22 protein-coding genes and 1 pseudogene are annotated in these 25,818 nt (G+C 43.8%); 10 read left to right on the top strand and 13 right to left on the bottom strand.

The window, feature by feature from the left end; all coding sequences use genetic code 11:
• Window positions 1-95 precede the first annotated feature (95 nt).
• Window positions 96-944, top strand: coding sequence for a methyl-accepting chemotaxis protein (locus SRRS_RS03085; RefSeq protein WP_371366129.1), 849 nt, complete (start codon window positions 96-98; stop codon window positions 942-944).
• Window positions 945-1,278: 334 nt separating this feature from the next.
• The gene (gene nifS / locus SRRS_RS03080; protein WP_371366127.1) at window positions 1,279-2,484 is read left to right on the top strand and encodes a cysteine desulfurase NifS; all 1,206 of its coding nucleotides are present in this window, start codon (window positions 1,279-1,281) and stop codon (window positions 2,482-2,484) included.
• 169 nt (window positions 2,485-2,653) lie between these two features.
• On the opposite strand, the gene SRRS_RS03075 is transcribed toward nifS, so the two are convergent.
• Window positions 2,654-3,304 (bottom strand): DUF488 family protein, encoded by a 651-nt coding sequence (locus tag SRRS_RS03075; RefSeq protein ID WP_371366125.1) that lies wholly within the window; start codon window positions 3,302-3,304, stop codon window positions 2,654-2,656.
• Window positions 3,305-3,345: 41 nt separating this feature from the next.
• A complete protein-coding gene (locus SRRS_RS03070) occupies window positions 3,346-4,239 on the bottom strand; it encodes a LysR family transcriptional regulator (RefSeq protein ID WP_371366123.1) in 894 nt (297 codons plus the stop codon).
• 154 nt (window positions 4,240-4,393) lie between these two features.
• Between SRRS_RS03070 and SRRS_RS03065 the strand changes: the two are divergent.
• Window positions 4,394-5,252, top strand: a pseudogene (locus SRRS_RS03065) (MFS transporter).
• A gap of 14 nt (window positions 5,253-5,266) precedes the next feature.
• Window positions 5,267-5,545 (top strand): hypothetical protein, encoded by a 279-nt coding sequence (locus tag SRRS_RS03060; protein ID WP_371366121.1) that lies wholly within the window; start codon window positions 5,267-5,269, stop codon window positions 5,543-5,545.
• Between the two features lie 90 nt (window positions 5,546-5,635).
• Here SRRS_RS03060 and SRRS_RS03055 read toward each other — a convergent pair whose 3' ends face one another.
• Window positions 5,636-6,610, bottom strand: coding sequence for a hypothetical protein (locus tag SRRS_RS03055; protein WP_371366120.1), 975 nt, complete (start codon window positions 6,608-6,610; stop codon window positions 5,636-5,638).
• 376 nt (window positions 6,611-6,986) lie between these two features.
• On the opposite strand from SRRS_RS03055, the gene SRRS_RS03050 reads away from it, so the two are divergent.
• The 5 genes from SRRS_RS03050 (at window position 6,987) to SRRS_RS03030 (ending at window position 12,330) form a co-directional block, all read left to right on the top strand.
• The gene (locus SRRS_RS03050; RefSeq protein ID WP_371366118.1) at window positions 6,987-8,159 is read left to right on the top strand and encodes a M20 family metallopeptidase; all 1,173 of its coding nucleotides are present in this window, start codon (window positions 6,987-6,989) and stop codon (window positions 8,157-8,159) included.
• Window positions 8,160-8,183: 24 nt separating this feature from the next.
• Entirely contained in the window at window positions 8,184-8,381 is a 198-nt protein-coding gene (locus SRRS_RS03045; RefSeq protein WP_371366117.1) for a DUF3311 domain-containing protein, read from the top strand.
• Window positions 8,381-9,850, top strand: coding sequence for a sodium:solute symporter (locus SRRS_RS03040; RefSeq protein ID WP_371366115.1), 1,470 nt, complete (start codon window positions 8,381-8,383; stop codon window positions 9,848-9,850). Before SRRS_RS03045 ends, SRRS_RS03040 begins: the two co-directional genes overlap by 1 nt.
• Before the next feature lie 80 nt (window positions 9,851-9,930).
• Window positions 9,931-10,848 carry a glutaminase A gene (gene glsA / locus SRRS_RS03035; protein WP_371366113.1) on the top strand — a complete coding sequence of 306 codons (918 nt, stop codon included), beginning with the start codon at window positions 9,931-9,933 and terminating at the stop codon, window positions 10,846-10,848.
• 171 nt (window positions 10,849-11,019) lie between these two features.
• Window positions 11,020-12,330 (top strand): hypothetical protein, encoded by a 1,311-nt coding sequence (locus tag SRRS_RS03030; RefSeq protein ID WP_371366112.1) that lies wholly within the window; start codon window positions 11,020-11,022, stop codon window positions 12,328-12,330.
• 85 nt (window positions 12,331-12,415) lie between these two features.
• Here the strand turns inward: SRRS_RS03030 and SRRS_RS03025 are convergent, their stop codons facing one another.
• The 5 genes from SRRS_RS03025 to hutH form a co-directional block, all read right to left on the bottom strand.
• Window positions 12,416-14,695: a xanthine dehydrogenase family protein molybdopterin-binding subunit gene (locus tag SRRS_RS03025; RefSeq protein ID WP_371366110.1), complete on the bottom strand. Its 2,280-nt coding sequence runs from the start codon at window positions 14,693-14,695 to the stop codon at window positions 12,416-12,418.
• A gap of 26 nt (window positions 14,696-14,721) precedes the next feature.
• Window positions 14,722-15,564: a xanthine dehydrogenase family protein subunit M gene (locus SRRS_RS03020; RefSeq protein WP_371366109.1), complete on the bottom strand. Its 843-nt coding sequence runs from the start codon at window positions 15,562-15,564 to the stop codon at window positions 14,722-14,724.
• Between the two features lie 5 nt (window positions 15,565-15,569).
• A complete protein-coding gene (locus SRRS_RS03015; protein WP_371366107.1) occupies window positions 15,570-16,037 on the bottom strand; it encodes a (2Fe-2S)-binding protein in 468 nt (155 codons plus the stop codon).
• A 109-nt stretch (window positions 16,038-16,146) separates the two neighbouring features.
• On the bottom strand, window positions 16,147-17,787 hold the full coding sequence (locus tag SRRS_RS03010; RefSeq protein WP_371366105.1) for a BCCT family transporter: 1,641 nt from the start codon (window positions 17,785-17,787) through the stop codon (window positions 16,147-16,149).
• Window positions 17,788-18,148: 361 nt separating this feature from the next.
• Window positions 18,149-19,666: a histidine ammonia-lyase gene (hutH, locus tag SRRS_RS03005; RefSeq protein WP_371366103.1), complete on the bottom strand. Its 1,518-nt coding sequence runs from the start codon at window positions 19,664-19,666 to the stop codon at window positions 18,149-18,151.
• A 335-nt stretch (window positions 19,667-20,001) separates the two neighbouring features.
• Between hutH and SRRS_RS03000 the strand changes: the two genes are divergently transcribed.
• Entirely contained in the window at window positions 20,002-21,390 is a 1,389-nt protein-coding gene (locus tag SRRS_RS03000; RefSeq protein ID WP_371366101.1) for a sigma-54 interaction domain-containing protein, read from the top strand.
• Window positions 21,391-21,581: 191 nt separating this feature from the next.
• Here the strand turns inward: SRRS_RS03000 and SRRS_RS02995 are convergent, their stop codons facing one another.
• The 5 genes from SRRS_RS02995 to SRRS_RS02975 form a co-directional block, all read right to left on the bottom strand.
• A complete protein-coding gene (locus tag SRRS_RS02995) occupies window positions 21,582-21,956 on the bottom strand; it encodes a YmaF family protein (protein WP_371366099.1) in 375 nt (124 codons plus the stop codon).
• A 133-nt stretch (window positions 21,957-22,089) separates the two neighbouring features.
• Window positions 22,090-22,884: a sugar phosphate isomerase/epimerase family protein gene (locus SRRS_RS02990; protein WP_371366097.1), complete on the bottom strand. Its 795-nt coding sequence runs from the start codon at window positions 22,882-22,884 to the stop codon at window positions 22,090-22,092.
• On the bottom strand, window positions 22,853-23,971 hold the full coding sequence (locus SRRS_RS02985) for an ABC transporter ATP-binding protein (RefSeq protein ID WP_371366095.1): 1,119 nt from the start codon (window positions 23,969-23,971) through the stop codon (window positions 22,853-22,855). The genes SRRS_RS02990 and SRRS_RS02985 overlap by 32 nt, the downstream gene beginning before the upstream one ends.
• A gap of 34 nt (window positions 23,972-24,005) precedes the next feature.
• A complete protein-coding gene (locus tag SRRS_RS02980; protein WP_371366093.1) occupies window positions 24,006-24,824 on the bottom strand; it encodes a carbohydrate ABC transporter permease in 819 nt (272 codons plus the stop codon).
• Window positions 24,814-25,731: a carbohydrate ABC transporter permease gene (locus SRRS_RS02975; protein WP_371366091.1), complete on the bottom strand. Its 918-nt coding sequence runs from the start codon at window positions 25,729-25,731 to the stop codon at window positions 24,814-24,816. Before SRRS_RS02975 ends, SRRS_RS02980 begins: the two co-directional genes overlap by 11 nt.
• Window positions 25,732-25,818 lie beyond the last annotated feature (87 nt).

Raw genomic sequence — 25,818 nt, 5'->3', positions numbered from 1 at the left:
ATAGGACTTTTTTCCTAATAGTATAGGGATTTCATTCTATAACGAAGGTGTTTAACTTTTTTTAAGTTGACTTGCCAAAAAAGGAGAAGAATACTATGTCCACTGAAAACAAGCCAGCAACTAATGAAGAGATTTTGGCAGCGTTTAAACTAGTTCTTCCGTACCTTAATCAAATAGTCAGGGAAGATATGGCTGTAGGACTGACTGATGCAAAAGAATATTTAAGTTACCATCGGGCGCGAGAATTCGAACTCGACCTTCCTGCAGGAAAGCCAATCAAAGGGATTACTGCCATCGAAGAATGTATTCAGACTGGAAAAAATACTTATGCAGACGTTCCTCCTGAAGTATACGGGCGAACAATAAAGACGATATTCACTCCAATACATGGTGTCAATAACGAAATTATAGGAACATTAAGCTCAGGTATCGATTTGGGGCACAGTCTTTCCTTAGTTAAGAATGTTGAAGAATTGGCCAGTGCAACGAATCAGACTACAGAAAGTGTCCGTCAAATCGCTCAAAGTGCCGCCGAATTAGCTGCAGCCGGTCAGAATATCATGCAACTAGCTAAAGATTTAGCTGATAAAAACAACCATACAGCGGAAGTCTTAGATTTTATTAAAAATATTGCTTCACAAACAAATCTGTTAGGTTTAAATGCAGCGATTGAGGCAGCTCGTGCTGGTGAGCAAGGACGTGGATTCGCCGTAGTGGCTGAAGAAGTTCGAAAGCTTGCTGAGCAATCACAAGAAGCTACTAAAAAAATACAAGGTACTTTACTAGAAATGAATAATGCAGTTGCTGAGCTCAGTTCGTCGATAGAATCTTCAGGAGCGATTAGTCAGGAGCAGGCAGCGACGACACAAGAAGTAACAGCAGTACTTGAGCGGATAAATACCACTGCTAAGATGCTGGAAAATTACGTAGAACGTTATAAATAATTGACCTCATCCTATTGGGTGAGGCCGGAATACTTGAGGGGCGGTACTGCTGAGTCTGATAAAAAGACTCACCGTACCGCCCCTCTGCTGCTCCCAATACTTTATTCTAGATTCCCTTTCACTAATCAATTTCTATTTCTTTTAGTTTTTTTTGCATGTTAGTCACCTGACTTTACTATTTCTCAACCTATAAGATTTTTGTCCAAATCAATGTTGACAAATCCTATCGGATTTGTTACCATTAATATGAAATAAATGACTGGCATTTACTAGTCAGCCATACGGCAACCCAGATTGACTATCCTACGTGAAATTGAAGGACGGTGCAAAAAAGATGAGTGAAAAACATGTTTATCTGGATCATTCTGCAACCACTTATATTAAACCGCAGGTTTTTGACGAAATGCTCCCCTACCTAACCACCTATTATGGTAATCCTTCTTCCACCTATTCGCTGTCACGAGCAACAGAAAATGCGATTGACCAGGCTAGAGAAAGAGTAGCCCAGGTACTTCACGCAGATAAAAACGAGATCTTTTTTACCGGCGGCGGTTCTGAGGCCGACAATTGGGCATTAAAAGGCATCGCCTTTGCCAACAAACATCGGGGAAATCATATCATTACAACCAAAATTGAGCACCATGCTATTTTACATACATGCGAGTTTTTGGAGAAAAACGGATTTGAAGTAACTTATCTCCCTGTTGATGCAGAAGGATTTATCAATCTTGACGAACTACGCCAGGCTATTACGGATAAAACACTGTTAGTCTCTGTTGCGTTTGCCAATAATGAAATTGGTACAATTGAGCCGATCAAAGAAATCGGAAAAATATGCCGCGAAAAAAAGGTGTTATTTCATACCGACGCTGTCCAGGCGGTAGGCCATGTACCCATTAATGTAAAGGATATGAATATCGATTTGCTTTCTCTTGCCGCCCATAAATTTTATGGCCCCAAGGGAGTAGGCGTACTTTATATACGCAAAGGAGTAAAAATTGAAAATCTGATTCACGGAGGCGGCCAGGAAAATAACAGACGGGCTGGTACAGAAAACATTGCCGGAATTGTCGGCTTAGGAAAGGCGATTGAACTTGCCCACAAAGAAATGGACACGGAAAATAAGCGTCTGACCTATTTGCGGGATAAACTTATTAAAGGACTTTCCCGCATACCTTACACGAAACTAAACGGTCCTGTCGGCGATAAAAGAATGCCGGGAAATGTTAATGTATGTTTCCGCTTTATTGAGGGAGAATCTCTGTTGTTACTGCTTGATAGCAAAGGAATCTCCGCTTCCAGCGGCAGTGCCTGCACTTCTGGCTCGCTTGATCCTTCCCATGTCTTATTGGCAATTGGACTTCCCCATGAAATTGCCCACGGTTCCCTTCGGCTTACCTTGGGAAGCAGCTCAACAGAACAAGACATAGACTATACCGTCAGCGTATTACCTGAAATCGTTCAACGCTTAAGAGATATGTCTCCGCTCTGGCATACCTTTTTGCAGAAACAAACAAGCGCAAGTAAGCCCGCCGTATAACCAAGACGTCTGATTAACAACAAGGTCACTGCCTTATACCAGGCAGTGACCTTGTTGTTTTTTATCGATAAATATTATTTATCCCATAACCGGAACCGTCAACACATATTTGGCTCCTATTGCCGGGGATCAGTATGGAATGCTGCCGGTTCTTTTGCTTATAATTTGGCTATTTTTTATGTAACTGATATCCAATTTCCGCATTTCGGTAGCGATAAGCCGCCAATACCATTTCCCGAAAACTCAACGAATCTTCTTCCGGCCCAGTGAACATATTAATCGCATTGCGATTGGGAAAGTAGTGTTTGACCAATTCCAGCTCCAAATCCTGCTGTGTACATGAATCTGCGTCATGTTGTATGTGGCAAATGTCATATCCGATATCGTAAAAACTTTTTGCAACCAAGATACTGCGATGGCAGTCAATCGCTAATTTTTCTGTACACATCAGGGCAATTGAGAAACCACAATTAATTCCTTTTTCTATACGTTCGACGCCATGTAGGAATCGATTCGATTTTCGTGTCTTTTCAAAATCTAAATATCCTGCTTCTGTATATAAAGCTACTTCATCGCGTCGCGCGCCAAACTCCTGTCCCATACTGACATATCGGATTCCATTTTTCCGCAGAAACTTACTTAACTCATCTTTATTAAACTGCGGAGCATGACGACTGAAAGGAACACTACGAACATCAACAATACAATTGATCCCATACTGGCGAAGGGGTTTCAGAAAAAAAGTGTTGGCAACTGTTGAATGGCCAATTGTAAAAATTCTTTGCTTCGAATTAATGTCTTTATCTGCTGGCGTAGTCATAGCAATAACCTCCGCGCAGTTGTAATGCAATTCTCCAAAAGTCAATGTCCAGTCGAACCAGAAACTATTTCAGTGATTTTTTGCAAAAATCCACGGGCCTGCGCGGATATATACCCTTGTTTTCGCCAGATAATGGTTTGCGGTAATTCAATGCGCGGATTAACTATTTCATAAATATCCAAATGAGCTGTAGGAACCAGTTCAGCGGCAGACCGTGGTATAATTGCAATTCCCACTCCATGATCGGCCCAGGCTAATAGCGAGCGGACATCATCCCCTTTGCAAATAATTGCCGGTTCAAAACCGGCTTGTATACAGCTCTGAAAAATCAGCGACTCCATCCGGCGGTGAATGGAAAGCGGCTGCCCCTTTAAGTCCGCCAGGTTCAAATACTTACGATCTGTAATAATTTCGCAGTAATTACGATGTACCGCCGCTATCAGTGGTTCCGGGGGTAAGGAAATAGAATGAAAAATATTCTCGTCATGTGCCGACCGGATGATGCCAATTTCCACGACTCCGCTAGTAAGCAACTCGGTAATACGATGAGTATCCCCTTCCCATAACTGGAAGGTAACTTGCGGATATTGTTCGCGAAATTCCCTGATATACTCCGGCAATAATGCTACTCCAAAAGAAGCTACTGTTCCAATAGATAATGTCCCACGAATTCCGGCATGAAAATCCTTCAATTCCTTGCGAGTAGTATCTAAGAGCTCGAAAACCTGTTCCGCCCGATCCCTGAGTACTTGTCCGGCCTCAGTCAGGCGGACGCTGCGGCTGCTGCGTTCCAATAACTGTACGCCCAACTCATTCTCCAATGTTTTCATTTGCTGGCTTAATGGCGGCTGTGCCATATTTAGTCTTTTGGCAGCGCCTGTTATCTGCCCTTCCTCTGCAATTACCAGGAAATACTTAAGTTGCCGCAGGTCCATCGATTACTCACTCCATATCCATATATTTTATATATGGAAAACTAATTTTATAAGTATTTTTCATATATCATTACATTCGTTATAATTTAACTTACCCCTGCCTTGACTTACCACTAATTTATCCAGGAAATATCCCACAAAAGGAGTGTTTTTTATGTCTTATCTACCAAAAAATACTATATCTATGTACATTATAGCCTTCGCTACATTCTTGGCATTTATGGGCATTGGCGTTGTCGATCCCATCTTACCGATAATTGCTAAGCAGCTTGGTGCTAAACACTGGGAAATAGAAATGCTTTTTACTGCCTATATCTTTACCATGGCTTTTATAATGATTCCGGCCGGACTGGCGGCAAACCGGTTTGGTGAAAAACCGGTGATGACAACCGGTTTGTTTTTGGTATCTGTCGCAAGTCATGTTATGCGCATTATCCAATTCCATTCCGGAGTTGTCCCTATTTCGCGCAGGCTGGGGCTTCAGCAATGCACTTTTTTTTGCCACTGCAATGACAATCACCATTGCTTTTGCGCCCAGTACCAGTACGGCAATCGGACTCTTCGAAGCCGCCGTGGGACTGGGTATGGCAGCAGGCCCTTTGTTAGGGGGTATGCTCGGTGAAATCAGCTGGCGTTACCCTTTTGCCACCACAAGCGTTTTGGCTTTTGCCGCATTTCTCTGCGTATTATTTCTTATTCGGCAGCCACAATCAACAACGACACATTCCCACGGGGTTCGGGACCTTGCGGCATTGTTCCGCAACGTTTCTTTTATGAAAGCTGCCGTTGCCGCTATGCTCTATTATTTTGGTTTTTTCACCATTTTAGCGTATTCACCGCTGCTTTTGCACTTATCGGCACTGGAGCTGGGATTTGTTTTCTTTGCCTGGGGGCTTATGCTGGCACTTGGCTCGGCCAAGCTTTCTCATTACCTGGAGCAGAAAGCGCCATTAGAGCAATTGATCTGGCAAGTCTCCTTGTCTTTGCATGTATCACACTGGGCATCTATTTAATTGACAATAAGACAATGCAGTTGGCATTAATTATCTTATCTGGTCTTTCCTGCGGGGTTAATAATTCATTATTTACCACCTATGTCATGGATATTTCCCCTTATCCCCGCAATATTACTTCTAGCGCCTATAATTTTGTCCGCTGGCTGGGCGCAGGAATTGCCCCCGTCGCCGCCGGCCTTATTGCTGAGGAACTAAGCCCAACAGCTCCATATTTAGCCGCTTTCGTCTTGCTAATCCTCGGAATACTGCTCAGCGTGAGGGGAAAATCGGCCGTACTTGAAAATGCATAAATGATTAAAAGCTATGGATGATCCATAGCTTTTAATTTTAAGCGCCAGTGTCATTCTATTCTTTATAAAATTATTGTTACCAATATTACTTTATTCTACAGTCCCTTTCACTAACCAATTTTCTATTTCGGCTAGTGTTTTTTTGAAATCACCGTTCAACCGATGATCCCCATTTTTATATTCAACATAAGTTAGATTATTCTTGCCCAACCGTTTGAATTCTGCTGCAAAGACCCGCGAACTTTCAATGGGCGCGCTGATATCTTTCGTACCTTGTATTAAAAATATCGGAATATCGATTGTTACGAAATCATCCAATGGACGATAGGGGAAAAATCCCGCCCAACGTTTATAGGGATAACCGGCATACCATTTATCATGCACATCCTGATTAGAGCGTATGGCTTCCATGACACTGTCGGCTTCCATTAACAGTTGCCGGTACGGCTCAGGCATAGGCAGAGGAGATTGTTGCAGGACTTTAAACTCTTCGTACTGCGATAGTCCGCCGCTCCCTAATACAACTAATTTCGCAATTTTATTTTTTGTCCGCAGAGTATTATAAACCCTTGGTAAAATTTGAGCACCCTCGGATGCTCCCATTAGATAAACCTTGTTATATTGATGATTTTCCAGAAAGGTATCAATCACTAATTGTGCCGCTGCAACTCGCTCTTCCAGTGTATAATGCTCAAAAACTTTCGGATCATCAGTTTGGTCTTTTCCCAGATTAATATTCATTTTCTCAGGCACAAGAATATCAAAATCAGGTGATAAATATTTGTTTATTGATTTTATTAAAAGTTCGTCATGTTGCCAAGCTCCCTCTTGCTGTAACCCAAGGGCACAATCCATTCCACTACCGGTAAGATAAATAATCAGTCCTTTACTCTTTGTATCCTGATCCTTTTGCTTATGCAAAACATAATAATTTATGAAGTTGTCATTTAGATCAATTCTATTTACTTCCAGATTTCCATAAGGATTTTCCTTCGCGTAGCTAACCCCGATGCCAGAATATATGATCAAGGCGATTGCCAAGCTTAATAATACATATTTTCTCACGATTTTGCCCTCCTAATTTTAATAGTCTCTACAATAATCTTCTAAACTGTCACCGTAATCTTTTTACTTTTACATGAATGGATCTATTTTTTGTAAAATTACAATGACCAATACTACTTTATTTACCAGTAAAATATAAAAAATCCTGCAAAAAAGTGCAAGATCTTCCAGTTTAAAGTTGATAATAGCCCATGCACTATCCCAGGATAAGTTAAGTTTAAAAAATAGTAAGAAAGTTCTTGCTAGTAATTATAGGATGAGTTACAATCATTTTAGCAATATTTGCTTTTATATTGTTAAAATGAAGGAGGTGTTATGAGCACCAGGCGGTTTAATCAGCAATCGCGCAACTCTAATGGGAAGAAGAGGGTGAACCATGGTTATTGACAATTTGATCGAAACAGTAAAAGACGAGGTGATTGGCTGGAGAAGATACTTGCATCAGTATCCGGAATTATCTTTCCAGGAAGAAAAAACGGCGCAATTTGTCTACGAAACTCTTACTGCGTTTGGGAATTTAGAAATTACCAGACCAACTAAAACAAGTGTCGTAGCTCGCCTTGTCGGCAGCCGGCCGGGGAAAGTTCTAGCGTTGCGGGCGGATATGGACGCGCTGGCAATACAAGAAGAAAATGGTTTTGATTTTGTTTCCAAGCACCCGGGAGTCATGCATGCTTGTGGACATGACGGACATACTGCGATGCTGCTGGGAACCGCTAAAATTCTTTCCCAATTGCAGCAGCAAATACCAGGGGAAGTTCGGTTTATCTTTCAACATGCGGAGGAATTATTTCCCGGCGGTGCCAAAGATCTGATAAAAGCGGGCGCGCTGAAAGGCGTGGACCGGGTCATGGGTTTACATCTTATGAGCCATATTCCGGCTGGAAAAATTGGTGTGATTTATGGTCCGGCCATGGCTGCCTCCGATACCTTTGATGCAACAATTCAAGGAATAGGCGGGCACGCTTCCCAGCCGCAGTTAACCATTGATCCAATCGCTATCGGAGCCCAAGTTGTAACCAACCTGCAGCACATTGTAGCCAGAAGAACTGATCCGATGGAAAAATTAGTTATCTCTGTGACAAAGTTTCATAGTGGAACTGCTTATAATGTGATTCCGGACACAGTTAGCCTGAGTGGCTCTGTGCGAAGTTTCAGTAAGGAAATGCGTCAGGCTGTTCCCGATTTACTGGAAAAAATCATTCGCGGGATTACGGAAACGCATGGTGCTTCCTATAAATTTGAGTATCATCACGGGTATGATTGTGTCATCAATGATGAAAAAGTCACCGGGATCGTCGAAAAAACAATTGAAAATATCTGGGGCAAGGAGGCTGTTGCAACTGTTGCGCCTTTAATGGGCAGTGAAGACTTTTCTTTCTATGCCAATGAAGTCCCGGGATGTTATGTTTTTGTGGGAACAGGAAATCAGGAGAAAGGATTCGTTTATCCGATGCACCATCCCAAATTTACAGTTGATGAAGATTCGCTGGCCATGGGAGTAACATTGTTCGTACATACCGCATTTGCGCTTTTAGCTGACGATTGATCGATAAGGAGGATGCAATTAATTATGCAATGGATTCATTTATTATCATTGATACCTGTGATAGCTATTGTTGGGGGCATTTACTTTGTGAATCGAGTTACTCCCTATGTACTAGGGCTGCCATTTCTGCTGTTTTGGCAAGTGTTATGGGTTGTTCTTACCGCAGTTATAATGTCTATTGTGTACCGGTTTGATCCAGCAGTACGGAAGGAGAAGGACTAATGGATAAGATGCAAGCACTTATTATAATTTTTGCCTTCCTACTTTTCTCCTTGTACTTAGGGATCCGCTCCAAAAAAGGGAAAGAAATGAGTTTGGAACAATGGAGCGTGGGCGGCAGAGGATTCGGAACCATTTTTATCTTTTTGCTTATGGCGGGAGAAATATATACCACCTTTACTTTTCTCGGTGCCAGTGGCTGGGCTTACGGCCGCGGCGGTCCCACCTATTATATTCTCGGCTATGGTGCCCTCATGTATGTAATCGCGTATTATTTACTACCGCCCATCTGGCGCTATGCCAAAGAGCATAGCTTAGTTTCCCAATCCGATTTTTTCGTCAAAAAATACAACAGTCCCATGTTAGGTGTATTGGTAGCCTTCGTTGGCGTTGTCGCTATGGTGCCGTATTTAGTGCTCCAGTTAACAGGCTTAGGTATTATTGTTTCTGAAACCTCTTATGGCTTGATATCTTCCTCTACAGCCATCTGGCTTGGCGTATTTTCGGTAACCGTGTATGTTATGATTTCCGGGATTCACGCCTCGGCCTGGATTTCGGTAGTAAAAGATTCTCTCATCCTTGCTGTGGCACTCTTTTTAGGAATCTATCTTCCCTACCATTACTATGGAGGCATTCAGCCCATGTTCGAATCGGTGAATGCGGCAAAACCGGGATTCTTGGCGCTGCCGGAAAAAGGGCTAAGTACCCATTGGTTCGCCTCCACTGTGTTCTTAACAACTCTCGGAGCTTGGCTGTGGCCGCATTCCTTTGCCTCCGTTTTTTCTGCCAAAAATGCAAACGTGTTCCGCAAAAATGCGACTATTATGCCTGTGTATCAATTAATGTCTGTATTAATCTTTCTTGTGGGCTTTACGGCAATTGGTCAGATTCCGGGATTGACCGGCGCGGCTGCTGATCTTTCCTTAATTAAACTTTCGATGAAAACCTTCGATCCCTGGGTTGTCGGTATTATAGGTGCTGCCGGCTTATTGACCGCATTGGTTCCGGGTTCGATGATCCTCATGGCAGCGTCGACGTTGTTAGCGAAAAACGTGTATAAAGTTTTTGTACCTTCTGTTAGTGACGAACAAGTCGGGAAAATTGCCAAAGGCTTAGTTCCTTTTGTTGCCTTGATTGCCGTATATTTTACTCTGCAAGGCGGCAGCGCAATCATCGTATTGCTGCTGATGGGATATAGTTTTGTAACCCAGCTGGCGCCGGCGGTGTGTTGCAGTCTGTTAAAGAATAACCCGGTTTCGAAACAGGCGGCTATTGCCGGTATCCTGGCTGGTATCGCGGTCGTTGCGTATGTTACTATCACCAAAACGACGATGAGTACGCTGTTTCCGACTTGGCCGCAGGCAGTTCAGGACTGCAATGTGGGAATTATTGCCCTGATGGTAAATATTGGGGTTACTGTTTTGGTAAGTTTGGTGACAAAACGGCAACCAGCCACTGCTACCGAGAGTTAGCCAGACTTTCCTTTTCCGGGTGGAATACAGTCTGTTAAAGACGGATTTTAGCTTACTTACTGGCAGAGGAGGATATCGTAATGCAAGCGCTTTTGAGCAATCTGCTCGCCCAAAACAGAGCATTGACTGCACAGGGAATGGTAGCCAATTATATACCGGAGCTGGCAAAAGTTGACCCGCAGTTATTGGGAATTTGTGTAATGGATATTGATAACAATGAATATTCGGTAGGCGACTATGATGTTTCATTTACTATCCAAAGCATTTCTAAGATCATAACGTTTATTTGCGCGCTCATGGATTGTGATTTTGATAAAATATTCCAAACTATTAGTGTAGAGCCTACTGCAGACGGATTCAATTCTATCGCCAGCTTAGAAATAAAAAATATGCACAAACCGCTAAATCCAATGATTAATGCCGGAGCCATTGCTACTATCCCTTTTGTTCAAGGGGCGACCTATACGGAAAAGTTCAACCGAATTTTTGATTTTATGAAAACCATGACCGGTAATCCCGCCCTCTCCATAAATCAACAAGTGTATCGGTCGGAGTCTCTTACCGGTAATCGAAACCGTGCTTTGGCTTACTATATGAAAAGTACGGGTATTATTGATGGAGATGCAGAAGAACTGCTGGACGTATATTTTCGGCTTTGTTCTGTTAATGTTACTTGCAAAGATCTTGCTGCTATGGGGGTTGTCCTTGCTAATAATGGGATCGTACCGAAAAGTAATCATCGTATTGTCAGTAAAAAAATATGCCATATCGTCAAAGCCGTAATGTCTACTTGCGGTTTATATAATGAATCAGGTACCTTTGCCGCGCATGTTGGTATTCCTGCTAAAAGCGGGGTAGGCGGAGGAATAATAGCCGTCGTACCCAAAAGCATGGGTATCGGCGTGTTCAGCCCGGCGCTGGACGATAAGGGCAACAGTATTGCAGGAATGAAGATACTGGCCGATCTATCCCAAGAATTAGATTTGTATATTTATTGACACTTTTTACGTAGTGTGATGCTAGCAAAGGGATTTTGGCCAAGTGCCAAAATCCCTTTGTTGGTTAGTTAAAACAATAATTTTCCCATTTTTATGTTGTAAGAGGGTTATGTTTTAGTAAAATAGTATATGATAGACAAGTTATTATTACAAAACTGAGGGAGTAGTAGTATGGCGCATCGAATTGGCATAATCGGCCCAACCCAGTCGGTAGAACGTATTCTGGCAGTGGCCCAAAACTTTGACCATGGCATTCAATTTATTCCGTTTACTTTCGAGGACGAGAATGAAATTATACCTATTTTGCAAGAAAATCAGGCAAAGGTAAAGGGGTGGCTTTTTTCCGGGCCGGTTACCTACGTCATTGCTAAAAAGTTTTTGGCTTCTGACGATAATTTAGCTTATTGCCAGCCTACGGGAGCTGGATTTTATATGAGCTGTCTACAAGTAGCGTTTGACAATAAGGTAATTTTTCAGCGCCTCTCTGTAGATATTTTTGAATCTTTGATGGATATCGAACGCTACCTCGAGGAAACCGGTATTCCGTGGCATGATGTGTATATTAAGTATTATAATAGCCGCTACAATCCGGAAGATATCATTGATTTTCATCGGCGTTTATGGCAGGAAGGAAAGATCGATGGGGCCATCACCGCGCTGCGTACAGTTTTTCATGCACTTCAGAAACAAGGCGTGCCCGTTTATGTGCTTACCTTGACGGAACAGGAAATTTATCAGTCCCTGAAAATAATTACGGAAAAAGTAAAGGCATCCTATTTTAAAAATACTCAAGTGGGTTTGGTAATTATTGAAATTGGCCAGTATGATGAGATCATTGAGAAGGCTAAGACCCCGTATATTCTCCAAGAGTTAGAATTGAAGCTGAAGGGGGTTTTACTGCCTCTTTGTAAAGAATTGGACGGATATCTGTTAGATAAGGGAAATGGCGTGTATGAAATTTTTAGTTCGCGTGGAGCCGTTGAGCAAGAAATAAACATGTTGCAGGATACCATTCAACAACTTGATATAGCTATTGATTTTGATGTTCCGGTTACCGCCGGTATCGGGTATGGTGAAACCGTTTTTGCTGCTGAAATTAACGCCCATCGCGCACTTCGCAACTCCAGAGGAAAAGCCGGTGGCGGGATCGTCATTGTGCAAGATGACGGGATCATTATTGAAGCGGTTAACCAGGAAAATGAATTAAGCTACTCTTATTACTCTAATGACGCCGAGTTATTGGAAAAACTGCACCGGGCAGCGGTAGGAATCAAGACTTACAAAAAAATTGAGACAACCATACGGCGAATGGGGTGGGATACCTTTACGGTGGCCCAATTGGCCGGGCAATTATCGGTGACTCAACAGAATATCCGCAGGGTCATTACCGGTCTTTGTGACGCTGGTTTGGTGAAGTATGTTGGTGAAGAATTTGCCACAGCCAAAGGCAGACCGGGGAAATTATATCGGCTAATTTTATAACAGGAAAAAGACGGCATGTTTTGCATGCAAAGAGAAAGCTGCCTTAGCTATCGATAAAGCGATAAGCTAAGGCAGCTTTTTCTTGTTAATTGGCCTGCCGTATTCTAAGCGCGGCCATAATCTTCTCGGGAGTAACCGGCAATGCGGTCAGATTGGTGTCAAGCGCATGATTGATGGCATTTACTGTTGCGGCAGTAATCGGGATTGTTGCAATCTCACCCACACTTTTGGCGCCATAAGGCCCATACTCTCCACCATTTTCAATCAAGATAACTTTAACAGGCGGCATATCCGGCGCATTAATCAAATGATATTTGCTAAAGCGGCTGCCGCGGGCAATACCGGTTTTTTCATCATAATCAAGATCTTCGGAAATTGCCATACCTAATCCCATTTGTATGCCACCGTGGATCTGCCCCTCGACAAACCCCGTGTTAATTGCCTGACCGACATCATGTACCGCTACGACATCGGTAACTTTGACAAAACCGGTGAAGGTATCAACCGCGACTTCCACAAAATTGACGGCATAAGAGCCGGGGTTGGCCGGTGACTGATAGGTGACGGTCCGGATAAGCTCAACCTGATTTTTTTGCTGAATTGTGGCCGCCATTTGACCATAACTCATGCCTGTCTCCGGTTTACAGCCAGGCCAAATCCTGGCGTTTTCCAGCGTTACCTCATCCTCATGGCAGGTAAATATCTTCGCTGCTTCTTTGATAAATAATTCGCGCAGTTCCTCGGCCGCCCGCATGGCGTTAGCGCCGCAGACATGAATCACCCGGCTGGCTTGGCAGCCAATGTCGTACGGACTGATATCGGTATCGGCTTCCGGCGCTTCGATCATATCCAGCGAAATATCCAGGACTTCGGCGACAATCTGCTTCATGGCAGTTACCGTACCATTGCCCAAGTCATGTAAACCGGCGTTAAGCATAATGCTGCCGTCTTCCAGCATGCGAATCGTCATGGTACCAAATTCCTGATAAGCGCCGTAATAACCGTTAACATGGGTGGCGCAGGCCATCCCCACACCGGTTCGCCAGCGTCCTGTCTGCTTGGGTTTGTTCCATTTTCGGGTCCAGCCAAAAACCTCCGTACCTTTGCGCACACAATCAATAATTCTGGCATCTCCCAGATTTGGCCCGCCTGTCGGATCGTTATCATAGGGATGCACCAGGTTTCTCAGCCGAAGCTCAACAGGATCCATCTTCAATCGCCTTGCCGCATTATCCAGATTGATTTCCGTAATTGTCTGCACCTGTGGTGACCCATAGCCCCTGGCCGCACCCGCTATAGCCGTATTGGTGTGAACAGCAATGGCCTGGTAATGCTGATTAGGAATGCGATATAACCTAAACAATTTTTTCGCCATGGCATAACAAATAGCACGCCCATTGGATGTATAAGCGCCGGTGTCAACAATCTGGTTCATATCCCGCGCCAGAATCTTGCCTTCAGGAGTGACGACCGTTTTCACATAGCCGACCGTCTTAGTTCTGGTCCGGGTAGCTACTATGCTTGCCCACCGGTCAAATTCTATTTTTACCGGCCTATTCAAATCTTTAGCAAAATAAGCGCAGTAAGTTTCCAGGGTAATTTCCTGTTTGCCGCCAAAGGAACCGCCAATAGGAGTTTTAATAACCCGAACTTTATGGTAAGGCACGCCTAATACCTTGGCTACAATAAGGCGCACCGAATATACAATCTGACAGGGGCTGTATACCGTCATTCTTCCCCGATGGTCCGGTACGGCAATACACACATGGTTTTCCATAGCGGCATGATGAATTTTGGGCGTCTCTACCCGATCCTCAACCACAAGATTCTTACCACCACTATGCATAACAGGTTTAACATCACCACAGCCGGCTTCCATTGTAAAAAACGGATTGCCGCTGTCATGAAGCTTAACCTCTCCCCTAAGTGCCGCCTCCGGGTCTATAACGACAGGTAATGGATCAAACCTGGCTTTAATCAGACCGGCCGCTGTCCTGGCGGCCTCTTTCGTCTCGGCGACTACCGCCGCAACTGTGTCCCCCACATAACGTACCACTTCGGGAAAAAGTTCCTGGTCTTCGTTGGCGTTCTGTCCGGCAAACCATATTTGCGCGTTATATTTTATCCGGGTTGAGTTATCGCGTGTATATATTCTTACAACCCCGGGTACAGCCATAGCCTCTGCCGTGTCAATGCTCCTGATCCGGCCATGTGGAACCGGGCTGAATACTAATTGAGCATACAGCATTCCCTCCACAGCCCTGTCCCCGGTATACCGGATTTGCCCGCTTGCCTTTGCCGGACCATCATCGATGGGGATTGACCTGCCGACATATTTGAAATTGCGCGCAGGTTTTTCGTCCATCCTACTACCTCCTAACATGTTTAATTCTATTTACACGCATTAAACAGCGCTTCGGTCAGGTCATAAGCCAGCCCCTTTACTGCCGCCCGTTTATAAGGATGGGAAGCCCGGCCTGTTATCATCTCATCTACCGTTTGGATAAGCAATTTTGCTAAATCATCGGCAAAATATTCATCAACCACCCGTTGGCTAAAAAATTGCTGCAGAGCAAACGGACATACCGGTACTCTGCCGATAGCCCCCATGGCTGCCTTGCCGGCGATAATCACCTTCTCACTGCTGTGATAAGTAATACTCGCGGCCAGACTTAGCTTGGCAATCGTCACTTGTGACCGGCTGCCAATTTTCACAAAGGCGCTGCGGTGCTCAGGAGGAGTGGGAATCACAATTTCAGTGATAATTTCTTTTTCCTCAAGCCCTAGCAAGGTCTCCGCCAGTGTCAATTGGCGCGGCCCGTTTAGGCCGTCCGTTTGAATGATGGCATCCAGGGCGGCCAGCACCGGCAAACTGTCTCCTGCCGGCGAGCCGCTTGCAATATTGCCGCCGATGGTTGCCCGGTTCCTAATTTGTACGGAACCCACCCGTCCTGCCGCCTGTGCCAGAGCACTGGCTTTTTCTTGAATCACCGGACTTGCTGCAAGACAGGCAAACGGGGTACCGGCGCCAATCCGTATTTCTGTGCCCAAATTCTTGATATATCTTAAATCTGCGACTTGTGAAAGATCAACCACTAATTCCGCATTTCGTCCCGCATTATTATTGATAAAATCAGTGCCGCCGCTGATAAAAACAATTTTTGCACAGGTATGCCTGATTTCCTGTAAAACGTCCCTGAGCCTCAAAAAACCTGTAATCCTATAGCCGGACATCCGGGTTAGCCTCCATTCAATTCGTTAGCGGCAGCCTTAACTGCCTTGATAATATTTATATAACCGGTACACCGGCAAAGGTTCCCGGCAAGCGCTTCTTTGATTTCCGCTTCCGTCGGGTTGGTATTTTTCATCAGCAGCGCCTTGGTACTCATAATCATGCCGGGCGTGCAGTACCCACACTGTACCGCACCGTTATCGACAAAGGCTTGTTGTATAGTATCCAGTCCGCCGTCAGGCGCCAAGCCTTCAATTGTCAGTATTTCGGCATCTCTGGCCTGATACGCAAGTATCATACAGGAATTGACGGCTTCCCCGTTCATAATAACCGTGCAAGCACCGCATTCTCCTTCACCGCAGCCTTCTTTAGCACCTGTTAGCTTCAGTTTCAGCCGCAGCATATCAAGCAGTCTTTCCTGCGGTTCAACCTCAAGAATATGCATTTTTCCGTTTACAGTAACATTAATCAACATTTTTTCACCTCTTCCTTTGCCACTGCTGCTTCCTCCGGGATGTCCAACAACCGGAAAACAGCCCGGCAATCATGTATTTGATTGCCGGGCTACTCAGACAACGCTAGGGTTACGCCTTAACGTTACTGCCAGCAGAATCTTTCCTATCCTCCTCTTCCTGGAGATGAACCGGAACATTAATTTTTTCCGCAGTTTCCGGGTAATAGGTTACATCATACTTCTTATGGTTAATAAGGATCGAAATAATGGAATACACTTGGGCAATGGCATAGAACAGAATCGGTATGCCGGCTACGGTTGCAATCATTTTGGTTGCATCGATACCGGAAATTTTGCCACCGGAACCAGCAGTCAGGGTAATAAGCGCCATGCCACCCATCAGCACGCCCCATACAACCTTCATGTAGGAAGGGGGCTCCGGATCATCCTTGGTATTGCCGGTAGTGTTCATGGCAGCTACCGTGGTTGTCATGGAATCGGCCATGGTACTAAAGGAAGTAATAATAGTACCTAACATAACCCAGCTAAGCACCGTTGACAGCGGCAGGTTCTGCAAATAAGCAAAAAGGGAAGCTTCCAGACCGCCTTGCGGCTGATTAATAATTGTCCAAAGGCCTTTGTACTGCCATTCGAAGAATACGGCTGATCCGCCAAAAATCCAGAACCATACCATACCGAAAATCGAAGTAGCTACAAGGTTACAAAGTATAAACTCACGGATGGTCCGGCCATAAGCCACCCGGGCAAAAAACATCCCGCTCATTGGCGCGTAAGCAAGCCAGATTGCCCAGTAATATATAGTCCACCAACGCGGCCAGTCAGACTGGTCGATTGGACTGAGGAACAACGATTTGGTGAAAAAGTTCTGCAAATAATCACCCAGTGATGCTGTACCCAATTTTAGAATAAACGCTGTCGGGCCAAAGAAAAGTACAAATATCAGCAAAAAAATAAAGATACTTGTATTAATTTTAGCCATAATGCTAATGCCGCGTTTAATACCGCTAATACTTAACGCAACGGCGGCTATTGTCGCGATAACTATAACAATTGACCAGATCTGAGGCCCGGTAGTAATACCGGCCAGAATATGGAGACCACTGCCGATTTGCATGGCAAGAACACCCATAACGGCGGCCACACCGCCCACAATAGCAAACAGGCACAAATTATCAAGCAACGTACCAATAAAACCAAAGGAGCGCTTTTTGAAAATCGGATATAAAGTTGAACCCTGCGTATACGGAAGTTTGAGATTATAATGGACCAAACCTACTGCCAGTCCGGCCAGTGTATACATGGCATAAGGTGTCAGCGTCCAATGCAGCGTAGCGGTCGATAAGGAAAATATGGCTGCTTTTTCACTATAGGGATCAATCCCCAATACCTTCGGCGGCGTACAAAAGTGATAAAGCGGTTCAGCAATACCCCAAAATAAAATTCCAATGGCAATACCGCATTTCAATGTAAGCACAAACCAACTCCAGGTAGAATACTCGGGTTTGGCTTCCGGCCCGCCCAGTCGTATATCGCCATAGCGGGTAAACATTAGATAAAAGCAAAACAATACGGCACACATGCCGAACAGGTCAAACAGCCAGCCAAGATTTTGAATCGCGCCTTCAACCAGCGCGTTTTCGGCGTTATAGAATTGTTGCGGAATGGTAACTGCGGCAATAACGCAGGCAACAATAATCGCTGTCATCGGGCCAAAGATTTCCCAACGGATTTTTTTCTTTCCAGAAATCACAAATTGTTTACCTCCTTGTTTGATCTTCAAACATTATCGTGAACTTTTAAGCCTACCTAGGACAAAGGCTTCACAGGAACGCCAGCAAAAGGCTTAGCGGCCTCCTTGAAAATCTCATAGTAATTTGCTAAACTAATTTGGTTAACTATTATATTTTTGTTCCCGCATTGCTCTGTTGCCGCAGGGCAGGGCGGCTTTTTTTTATTTTCCCAACAATTCACCCCTCCTTACTACAAAAACACAACAAGTCAACATAGAACCGTCAAATCCCCCCCTTGTAGGTACTTTCCCGGACTTGCCGGTTGCCGTTAAAACTTTCGGCAACACATTGAAACCAGCCTTTCCAGGAGTTCCGGCATAATTAACTATTTAATGCGTGTAAAAGAACGCCGGATTTCAATAATTGATAGGCATTGGCAATATCAACGGTAAGATTGCGGTCTTCTGCTAAAAATGGAATAACCTCACGGATTTTTTGATGAACAACACGACCGGCAATACCCAGCTTGAATTCTTTTTCCTGCCGTAAATCACAGGCTTGTGCAGCATGAATGGCCTCAATGCCAAGAATGTAATATAAGTTATCCACAATCTTCCGTGTTTTTTGTACAACATACGGAGTGTTGCTGCAATGATCTTCAATATCGCCGGCAACAGCATAAAAATCCATACTCACCGGGTTGGCCAGGTGTCTGATCTCCGCGTCCAACGCAGTAAACGGCTTTTGGATCGTACCAAAAGCAATGATATGCTCCGGATCAGGTGTCAAAAAGCGCGGTAAACCGGTAAAATGCTCGCTGCTTAGCTTAATTGTCCGGAAACAAGCTGCCCGCGAAAGATGACTTAATGCTATTCCCAGCATTTCAAAGGCCACTGTCCAATTGACAACCTCAAAATTGCCGCAAGACATAATTGCGTTTTGATTGATCAGCACACAAGGGTTATCATCCGAGGAATTCATCTGAATATCCATAAGTTCCTCAAGATAATGCAGCGAATCACGGACAGCACCGTGAATATGACAGGCACAACGGAAACACAGCGGATCCTGCAGCGCATTGGCAATATGGGGAATCCAAAGGTAACTGTCTTGTAATAGTTTTCTTACATGAGCCGCACTTTCGTTCTGTCCCCGGAAGCGGCGTACCCGGTTAATCTCCTCATTAAGCGGACTTACATTCCCTTTAAACGCTTCCAGACTAAAACTATACACCATATCAGCAAGCTGAATCAGTTTTTTAAGTTCATATAAAACCAACGCCCCCTGGCCTGCAGCCAATGCATTCGAGCTGACCAACGCCAAACCGTCTTTGGGCCCTAACATAATCGGTTCAAGACCGGCTTTCGCCAGGGCCTCTTTAGCCGGCATCTTTTCTCCATGATAATAGGCATCCCCCTCACCAATCATGGTTAAGGCAATATGAGAAAGACAGGCGATATCAGCCTCACCAATTGAGCCGCGTTCAGGCACAACCGGCGTAATGTTATGATTAAGAAGATCACGGTACATGTAGGCAATCGCCGGACTCATACCGGTATAGCCTAACAGCAAGGTGTTCAGCCTTATGACAATCATAGCCCGTACTTCCGCCTGCGACGCCTCCGGGCCGACGGCTACGCAATGTGACCTGACCATATTGACATTAAACTGGTTATAGTAATCGGCCTCAACTTTTCTATCCTTATTGGCACCTACTCCGGTGTTAAACCCATATACCGGAACGTTACTGTTAACAAGCTCATAGACAAACTCTCTGGATTCTGTCAGTTTTTGCTGAGCTTCTGGAGCAATCCCCACCTTGGCGCCATTAATGGCAACTTGCGCCACTTCATCAATCGTAAGCTTACTGCCTGTTACTATCACTGTGTCATTGTTCAAAACATTCGCCTCTCTTCTTTGCTACTGCATGTATATTGTCATAATGAATTTATACGCATTTTTTGCTTACTGTTTTGATTGTTATTAATGAACCTTCAGACTATTCTAATCATTATTACTTTATCGCAAAATCCGTGCCAAAAATCACATATTTGTCATAAGTTATTTTCCCTTGAATTATTTGGCTTTTTCGTTACAATTGAACTACCCATTTTTTGTTGCAAGCATTATAATTAATCAATAGCAACATTTTTTTGCGCATTAATTTGTTGCACCAGATCTTTGTCTATCTAGTTTCCCGACAAAACATTACTAGCAGGCGGTGAACGAAACCAATGGCTGATTTTGATGCATTGCTATACTTACAAACGATTGCTAATCATATCCAGGATGCTGTCTACGTGATTAATAAACAGGGTGACGAATTGTTTTACAACAATAAAATTGAGCGTTTTGAACCTTCTCAGCGCCAACATCTGCTTGATGAATTGCGCGGTGTATTTCGTACAGGCAACCCTTCATTTGATAAATACACGAAATACATCACCGTAGACCGCCGTGAGGTACATATGCTTTCAACAATCATCCCTATTGAAAAACAAGGTGAAGTTGTGGCTGTTTGCTCCATTAATAAGAACATTACCGAAATGACGAATTTGCTTAACAAAATATATAAATTACAAGAACAATTGCATAACTACTGCCACTACAGCGATAATTTACAAAATGGTACAACTTATACCTTTGCTTGTTTAATTGGGGAAAGCCCCCAAATGTCCACAGCCATTGATAAGGCCAAAAAAGCGGCCTTCAACCTGGCTCCCATATTATTAACAGGTGAAACAGGTACCGGAAAAGAAATTTTCGCCCAAAGCATCCACAATTATGGTCCGGCTAAATCCCAGCCGTTTGTCGCTTTAAATTGTGCTGCCATTCCTGAGACATTACTGGAGAGTATGATTTTCGGCACAACAAAAGGCGCTTTTACCGGCGCGGAAAACAAATCCGGATTATTGGAGCAGGCGGGAAAAGGAACCTTGTTTTTAGACGAAATAAACAGCATGAGCTTAGTGCTGCAGGCCAAAATGCTGCGCGTTCTCGAAGAAAAAAAGTTCCGCCGCCTCGGCAGTAACCGGGAGGAACTTATGAATTGCCGGATCATTAGCTCCACCAATGTGGATTGCCGCGATTTGCTGGTTAAAAATAAAATGCGGGAAGATTTTTTTTATCGGGTAGCTGTTGTTAACTTGAATATTCCACCCTTACGTGAGCGGCAACAAGATATTCTACTGCTTGCCAAGTATTTCATCAACAAATTCAGCAAAATTTACAGCAAACAGCTAACCAAACTCTCGACTGATCTGGAAGAAACCTTTCTAAACTATTCCTGGCCGGGAAATGTCCGCGAGTTATGTCATGTACTCGAAAACGCCGTCAGTTTCTCTGAAAACGAAACCACCTTAACTGCAGCCTACCTTCCCGATTATTTTCACAAACATTCCCCGATACCTTCCCACACCGTCGAGTTAGCCAATATCCAAAACCAAACATTACCTCAGGCACTCGAGAAGTTCGAGGGCCAATTGATCATCAATGCCCTTACAGCAAGCAAGGGTAACATAACCAAAGCCGCTCTGTCGCTTGGCATTCACCGGCAAAATCTGCAAGTTCGCCTAAGAAAATTAGGTATTACCAAAAATGTACACTTTGTTGCTCAAGAATAGTGCATTTTATTTTGAAAAAGGCAAAGCCCCCGACACGCGTCAGGGGCTTTGCCATCTATTACCATCTTATCTTTTTCCTGTGTTTAGGTTTTTCTTGTTCTTTAATGGTTTTAAAATCACGGAAGACAGACAAGATGAAATTATAGTCCTTTGGTAAATAGCAAATCATTGCAAATTAATTAAACAAAGCTCTAATCCATTACTGGGCACTCTTCCCCAATTGGGTTTTGAATTAGGGTAGCAAATCGGAATTGGTGAGCATGCCCGTCGTCCATAGTGGTAGTTCCACTTGCGAAATGCACATGTCTGCCCTCACCTACTTCAACTGCAAGACCTGTCCGAATTCCAACTTCATGATGATGATTTTCATAAAAATCTGTACTTGTGAATATCTCATGCGCATGACAATTTCCCACTGGTATCAATTCACTGGAAACCCCGGCAAAACGGTGATTGTGCGGATCTGTAGCCGCTTCAGCAATCTGAGTACTTCCTTCAAATTCATGCACATGTGTCTGATATGTAGGACAATTACACTTATCCTGTTTCCTATCCTCTTCCGTCATTATTATACCTCCTCTCATTTACTACATCTTATTCAAACAGAATATAAACATTCCAGGAGGTAAATGTAAAATATTAGTTGGATAGTTTTATTCTTTTAGCTTGCCATAGGTAGAACTAAATAACTGCCAACCGCTAACTTACTATCTTTTTGATATAGTTAACATCCTTTACAATTATGTCTGGTTCTTGGGCACACTGCTTGCCGTATTCGATGACAATATCCGCCTGCGGTGTATACTGTCGATAACAGGCCATAAACTGCGTAAAATCCAGTGTTCCATTGAGAATGCTATTGTGATTATCATCATGTCCATCATTATTGTGCACGTGATAGGCAATAATCTTATGGGCCAGCTTTTTCATCACCCGGACCAAATCCCAACCGTTGGCATGAGCATGACCGATATCCAACAGAATATCATCAGGTATGCTATCAGCCATTTCTATAAACTGTTCTTCATTAAATAACATGTTGCCTCTGGCCAGCACACCTGCATTTTCGACTACAATCCGCGCACCGAAACGTTCCGCTTCGTATCTAAGTTTCGCGAGATTCTCTGTAGAAGATTTTACCATGCGCTGCCTGCTTTCCGCTTCCACCCGGCAATTATTGTGGTGATACACGATATACCGGCTTTTTAGCCGTTTAGACAGTCCCAGCGTTTGGCGAAAGTAATCCATCGATCTGGCATATTCCTCCGTTCCCTCGGCCTTGCTATGCTCGGTGCAATAATAGGGACCATGCAGCGAAATCGGATACTGCTGCAAATTTTTCATTTGTGCAGCAAGCTGTTGGCAAAACACTTCACTCTGCCACTCCGGAAACAATTCAATGCCTACTGAGCAGTCGTCAATTTTATTCATTAAGGTAAAAATCTCTGCCAATTGTTCCGGCTCATACAGATTGGTACTGATAAAAATGTTCACAATATACCTCCGGATAACCAATATTGATCGTAGTCTGCTTATCAAATACATGAATTTTATCGGCCGCAAGCCCAAAGCACACACGATTGCCTGGTTTAAGTTCAGTCCTATCACAGATCGCAACAACTTCGTTGCCCTCAATATCAAAATAAACGCCACAACGGTTGCCATACTCTTCAACATATTTAACAGTTCCAACAAACATGTTATCTGTCTTTTCCCGTTCCAATCGGATATGTTCCGGTCGAATTCCCAGATAAAACTCCCGGCAGCCATTTTTCCCAAGATGAGCACTCCAAAGTTCAGGCAATTTGACACTTTGTTTGCCGACGATAATCGACCGCTCAGCATAGTGCGCCTCGAAAATATTGGTTGACGGTGAACCGATAAACTTGGCGGTAAAAACGTTGGCCGGCCGGTTATACACATTGTAGGGAGTGTCAATCATTTGCAACTTACCTTCATGCATTAGTGCGATCCGCTCACCAACGGTCATGGCCTCAACCTGATCATGCGTTACATAAACAAAAGTTTGATGGTAGGTCTGATGAATCTTGACTAACTCTTTTCTGGCATGACCTCTAAGCTGGGCATCCAAATTAGAAAGCGGTTCGTCCAGCAGTAAGAAGTCGCTTCGTTTCACCACTGCCCGCGCTAATGCTACCCGCTGGCGTTGTCCTCCTGACAAATCTTTGGGCTTTCTCCCCTCAAATCCGTTAAGTTCCAGCATATCCAATGCAGATCTGAGTCTTTTGTTGATTTCCTCCTTCGGCAACTTTTGTATTCTCAGTCCATAGGTGATATTGTCGGCTACCGTCATATGCGGATATAGGGCATAATTCTGAAAAACCATGCTCACATTCCGCTCACCACTGGATACATCATTGACCCGTTGTCCATTCATATATAAGTTGCCGGAGGTAATTTCCTCCAATCCGGCAATTAACCGCAGAGTTGTCGATTTCCCACAGCCGGATGCACCCAAAAGAATCAGGCGCTCGCCAGGATTAATGTTAAGATTCAGGCTTTCTATGACTTTTGTTTTACCATACGCCTTACATACATTATCAAAAACAATTTCCTTCATATTTTACCTGCCCTCCTTTTGCAAGAGTTTCATACTATCCTTTAATACCGGAAGAAGTAAACGTGCTAATAATATACCGTTGGAAAATAATATAGAGCACCAAAGGAATGATCATAGTGATAACCGACACCGCCATGGCGATCGTGAAATCAGTACCGCCTTCAGAGCTGATAAAAAGCTGCAACGCCAGAGGCAGCGTGAAATTTGCCTTATCTTTTAGAATTAAGACCGGCCAAACATACTCATTCCAGGAATTAATAAAAAACATAATTCCACTGGAAACAACCGCAGGTTTAACTAATGGAAATACAATATCACCCAAAATCCTTAAGTGCCCTGTCTGATCCAGTCGTGCTGCCTCAATCAGTGATCGAGGTACAGTCCGCATCGCCTGCCTGATCAAAAAAATGCCGGTAGCATCACTGAGCTGTGGCAGAACGACACCGATGATATTGTTCCTGAAACCAAGTTGGGATATAGTCAGGTAGTTAGGGATCATTGTAACGGTGAAAGGAATGAAAATGGTGCTAATTAAAATAAAATACAGGACATTTTTTCCCCTGAAATCCAAATATACAAAAGAATAGGCCGCCAATGTACTGGTAACCGTTTTAAAAATCGTGACCGCTACGGCGATCAAAAACGTATTGGTGGTAATTTGCAGCAAAGGCAGCCGTGAGAACACCTGCACATAATTACTGAATGTCGGATGCTGCGGAAAGCCAAATACGTTGCTGTATGCCTCGCTTAGTTCCTTAAAGGAGCTTGAAAGAGCAAAAGCAATCGGCGCCAGAGACAAGACTAACGCGCAGCAGAGCAGTGTGTGCCATTTGATTTCTTTGTCAATTCTCATAATGAATGCCTTTCTCCACATACTTGAATTCCAAAATCAACAGAGTTATAAACAGAGCCATGGTAGCAATGGCAAAGGCGGAAGCATAACCGGTGTGATAGAGTGTAAATGCCTCTTGAAAAACATTGTAAATGGCATTGGAACTTGCATTATCAGGACCACCTTGCGTAACCACCTTGATAGGGGTAAAAACATATTGCAGACCCTGGACGATGGTCATGATGAATACATAGATGCCTGTGGCGCCGCTCATGGGTACTACAATATCAAAAAAAATCCGGTAGAGCGGTACATTATCAAGCCGGGCCGCCTCAATGACCTCCTGGGGCACACCGCCAATCCCGCCAAACAGGACAATAAAATTATAGCCAAACACTTTCCAGGTGGTAATGATACTTAGTACAGCGATGACCAGCCCCTGAGTCTTACTCCATATCGGTATGGTAATTCCAAAAAACTTGGCAACAATGGCAACCGGGCCTGAGACAGGATTTAATATCCATAAATATAAAATGGAGCCAACCACAAGAGAAATGACGCTGGGTAAGAAAAACGCACTTTTATAAAACGTTCGCCCCCGTTTAATCACAAATGATAGAATAAAAGCTAAGACATACGGAGCCGCCCAATTTAAGAGCAGCAAAATCACAATATAGGCCAGGGTATTTTTCAGCACCGTATAGGTTAAAGGATCCTGAAACAAGGCAATATAGTTCTGACTGCCAACAAAGGTTTTTACCGGTTTAATCATATTCCAATCAAACAAACTCAAGTAGATCGTATAAAAAAGCGGATAGAACATAAACACGGAAAAAACAAGTAAAGAAGGCAGAATTAACCCATAAGCGATCAAAGTGTTGCTGTTAATGAATTTATGCCATACTTGTTTTTTATCTATTTTCTTCACCCTCTTTATTGTCTTATCTCAACCATTAAAAAGAACGGTGGCTCGAGAATATATTCTTAGGCCACCGTTCTTTCCTCTATTCCCTGC

This window comes from Sporomusa rhizae, from assembly GCF_041428845.1.
Taxonomy (GTDB): domain Bacteria; phylum Bacillota; class Negativicutes; order Sporomusales; family Sporomusaceae; genus Sporomusa; species Sporomusa rhizae.
Note: the sequence above shows the minus strand (reverse complement) of the source record. Positions and strands in the feature narration are given on the sequence as shown.

Excerpts from the sequence above, each read along its gene's own strand:
- SRRS_RS03085 (WP_371366129.1), top strand. The coding sequence starts at position 96 with ATGTCCACTGAAAACAAGCCAGCAACTAATGAAGAGATTTTGGCAGCG.
- nifS (WP_371366127.1), top strand. The coding sequence starts at position 1,279 with ATGAGTGAAAAACATGTTTATCTGGATCATTCTGCAACCACTTATATT.
- SRRS_RS03075 (WP_371366125.1), bottom strand. The coding sequence starts at position 3,304 with ATGACTACGCCAGCAGATAAAGACATTAATTCGAAGCAAAGAATTTTT.
- SRRS_RS03070 (WP_371366123.1), bottom strand. The coding sequence starts at position 4,239 with ATGGACCTGCGGCAACTTAAGTATTTCCTGGTAATTGCAGAGGAAGGG.
- SRRS_RS03060 (WP_371366121.1), top strand. The coding sequence starts at position 5,267 with ATGCAGTTGGCATTAATTATCTTATCTGGTCTTTCCTGCGGGGTTAAT.
- SRRS_RS03050 (WP_371366118.1), top strand. The coding sequence starts at position 6,987 with ATGGTTATTGACAATTTGATCGAAACAGTAAAAGACGAGGTGATTGGC.
- SRRS_RS03045 (WP_371366117.1), top strand. The coding sequence starts at position 8,184 with ATGCAATGGATTCATTTATTATCATTGATACCTGTGATAGCTATTGTT.
- SRRS_RS03040 (WP_371366115.1), top strand. The coding sequence starts at position 8,381 with ATGGATAAGATGCAAGCACTTATTATAATTTTTGCCTTCCTACTTTTC.
- glsA (WP_371366113.1), top strand. The coding sequence starts at position 9,931 with ATGCAAGCGCTTTTGAGCAATCTGCTCGCCCAAAACAGAGCATTGACT.
- SRRS_RS03030 (WP_371366112.1), top strand. The coding sequence starts at position 11,020 with ATGGCGCATCGAATTGGCATAATCGGCCCAACCCAGTCGGTAGAACGT.
- SRRS_RS03025 (WP_371366110.1), bottom strand. The coding sequence starts at position 14,695 with ATGGACGAAAAACCTGCGCGCAATTTCAAATATGTCGGCAGGTCAATC.
- SRRS_RS03020 (WP_371366109.1), bottom strand. The coding sequence starts at position 15,564 with ATGTCCGGCTATAGGATTACAGGTTTTTTGAGGCTCAGGGACGTTTTA.
- SRRS_RS03015 (WP_371366107.1), bottom strand. The coding sequence starts at position 16,037 with ATGTTGATTAATGTTACTGTAAACGGAAAAATGCATATTCTTGAGGTT.
- SRRS_RS03000 (WP_371366101.1), top strand. The coding sequence starts at position 20,002 with ATGGCTGATTTTGATGCATTGCTATACTTACAAACGATTGCTAATCAT.
- SRRS_RS02995 (WP_371366099.1), bottom strand. The coding sequence starts at position 21,956 with ATGACGGAAGAGGATAGGAAACAGGATAAGTGTAATTGTCCTACATAT.
- SRRS_RS02985 (WP_371366095.1), bottom strand. The coding sequence starts at position 23,971 with ATGAAGGAAATTGTTTTTGATAATGTATGTAAGGCGTATGGTAAAACA.
- SRRS_RS02980 (WP_371366093.1), bottom strand. The coding sequence starts at position 24,824 with ATGAGAATTGACAAAGAAATCAAATGGCACACACTGCTCTGCTGCGCG.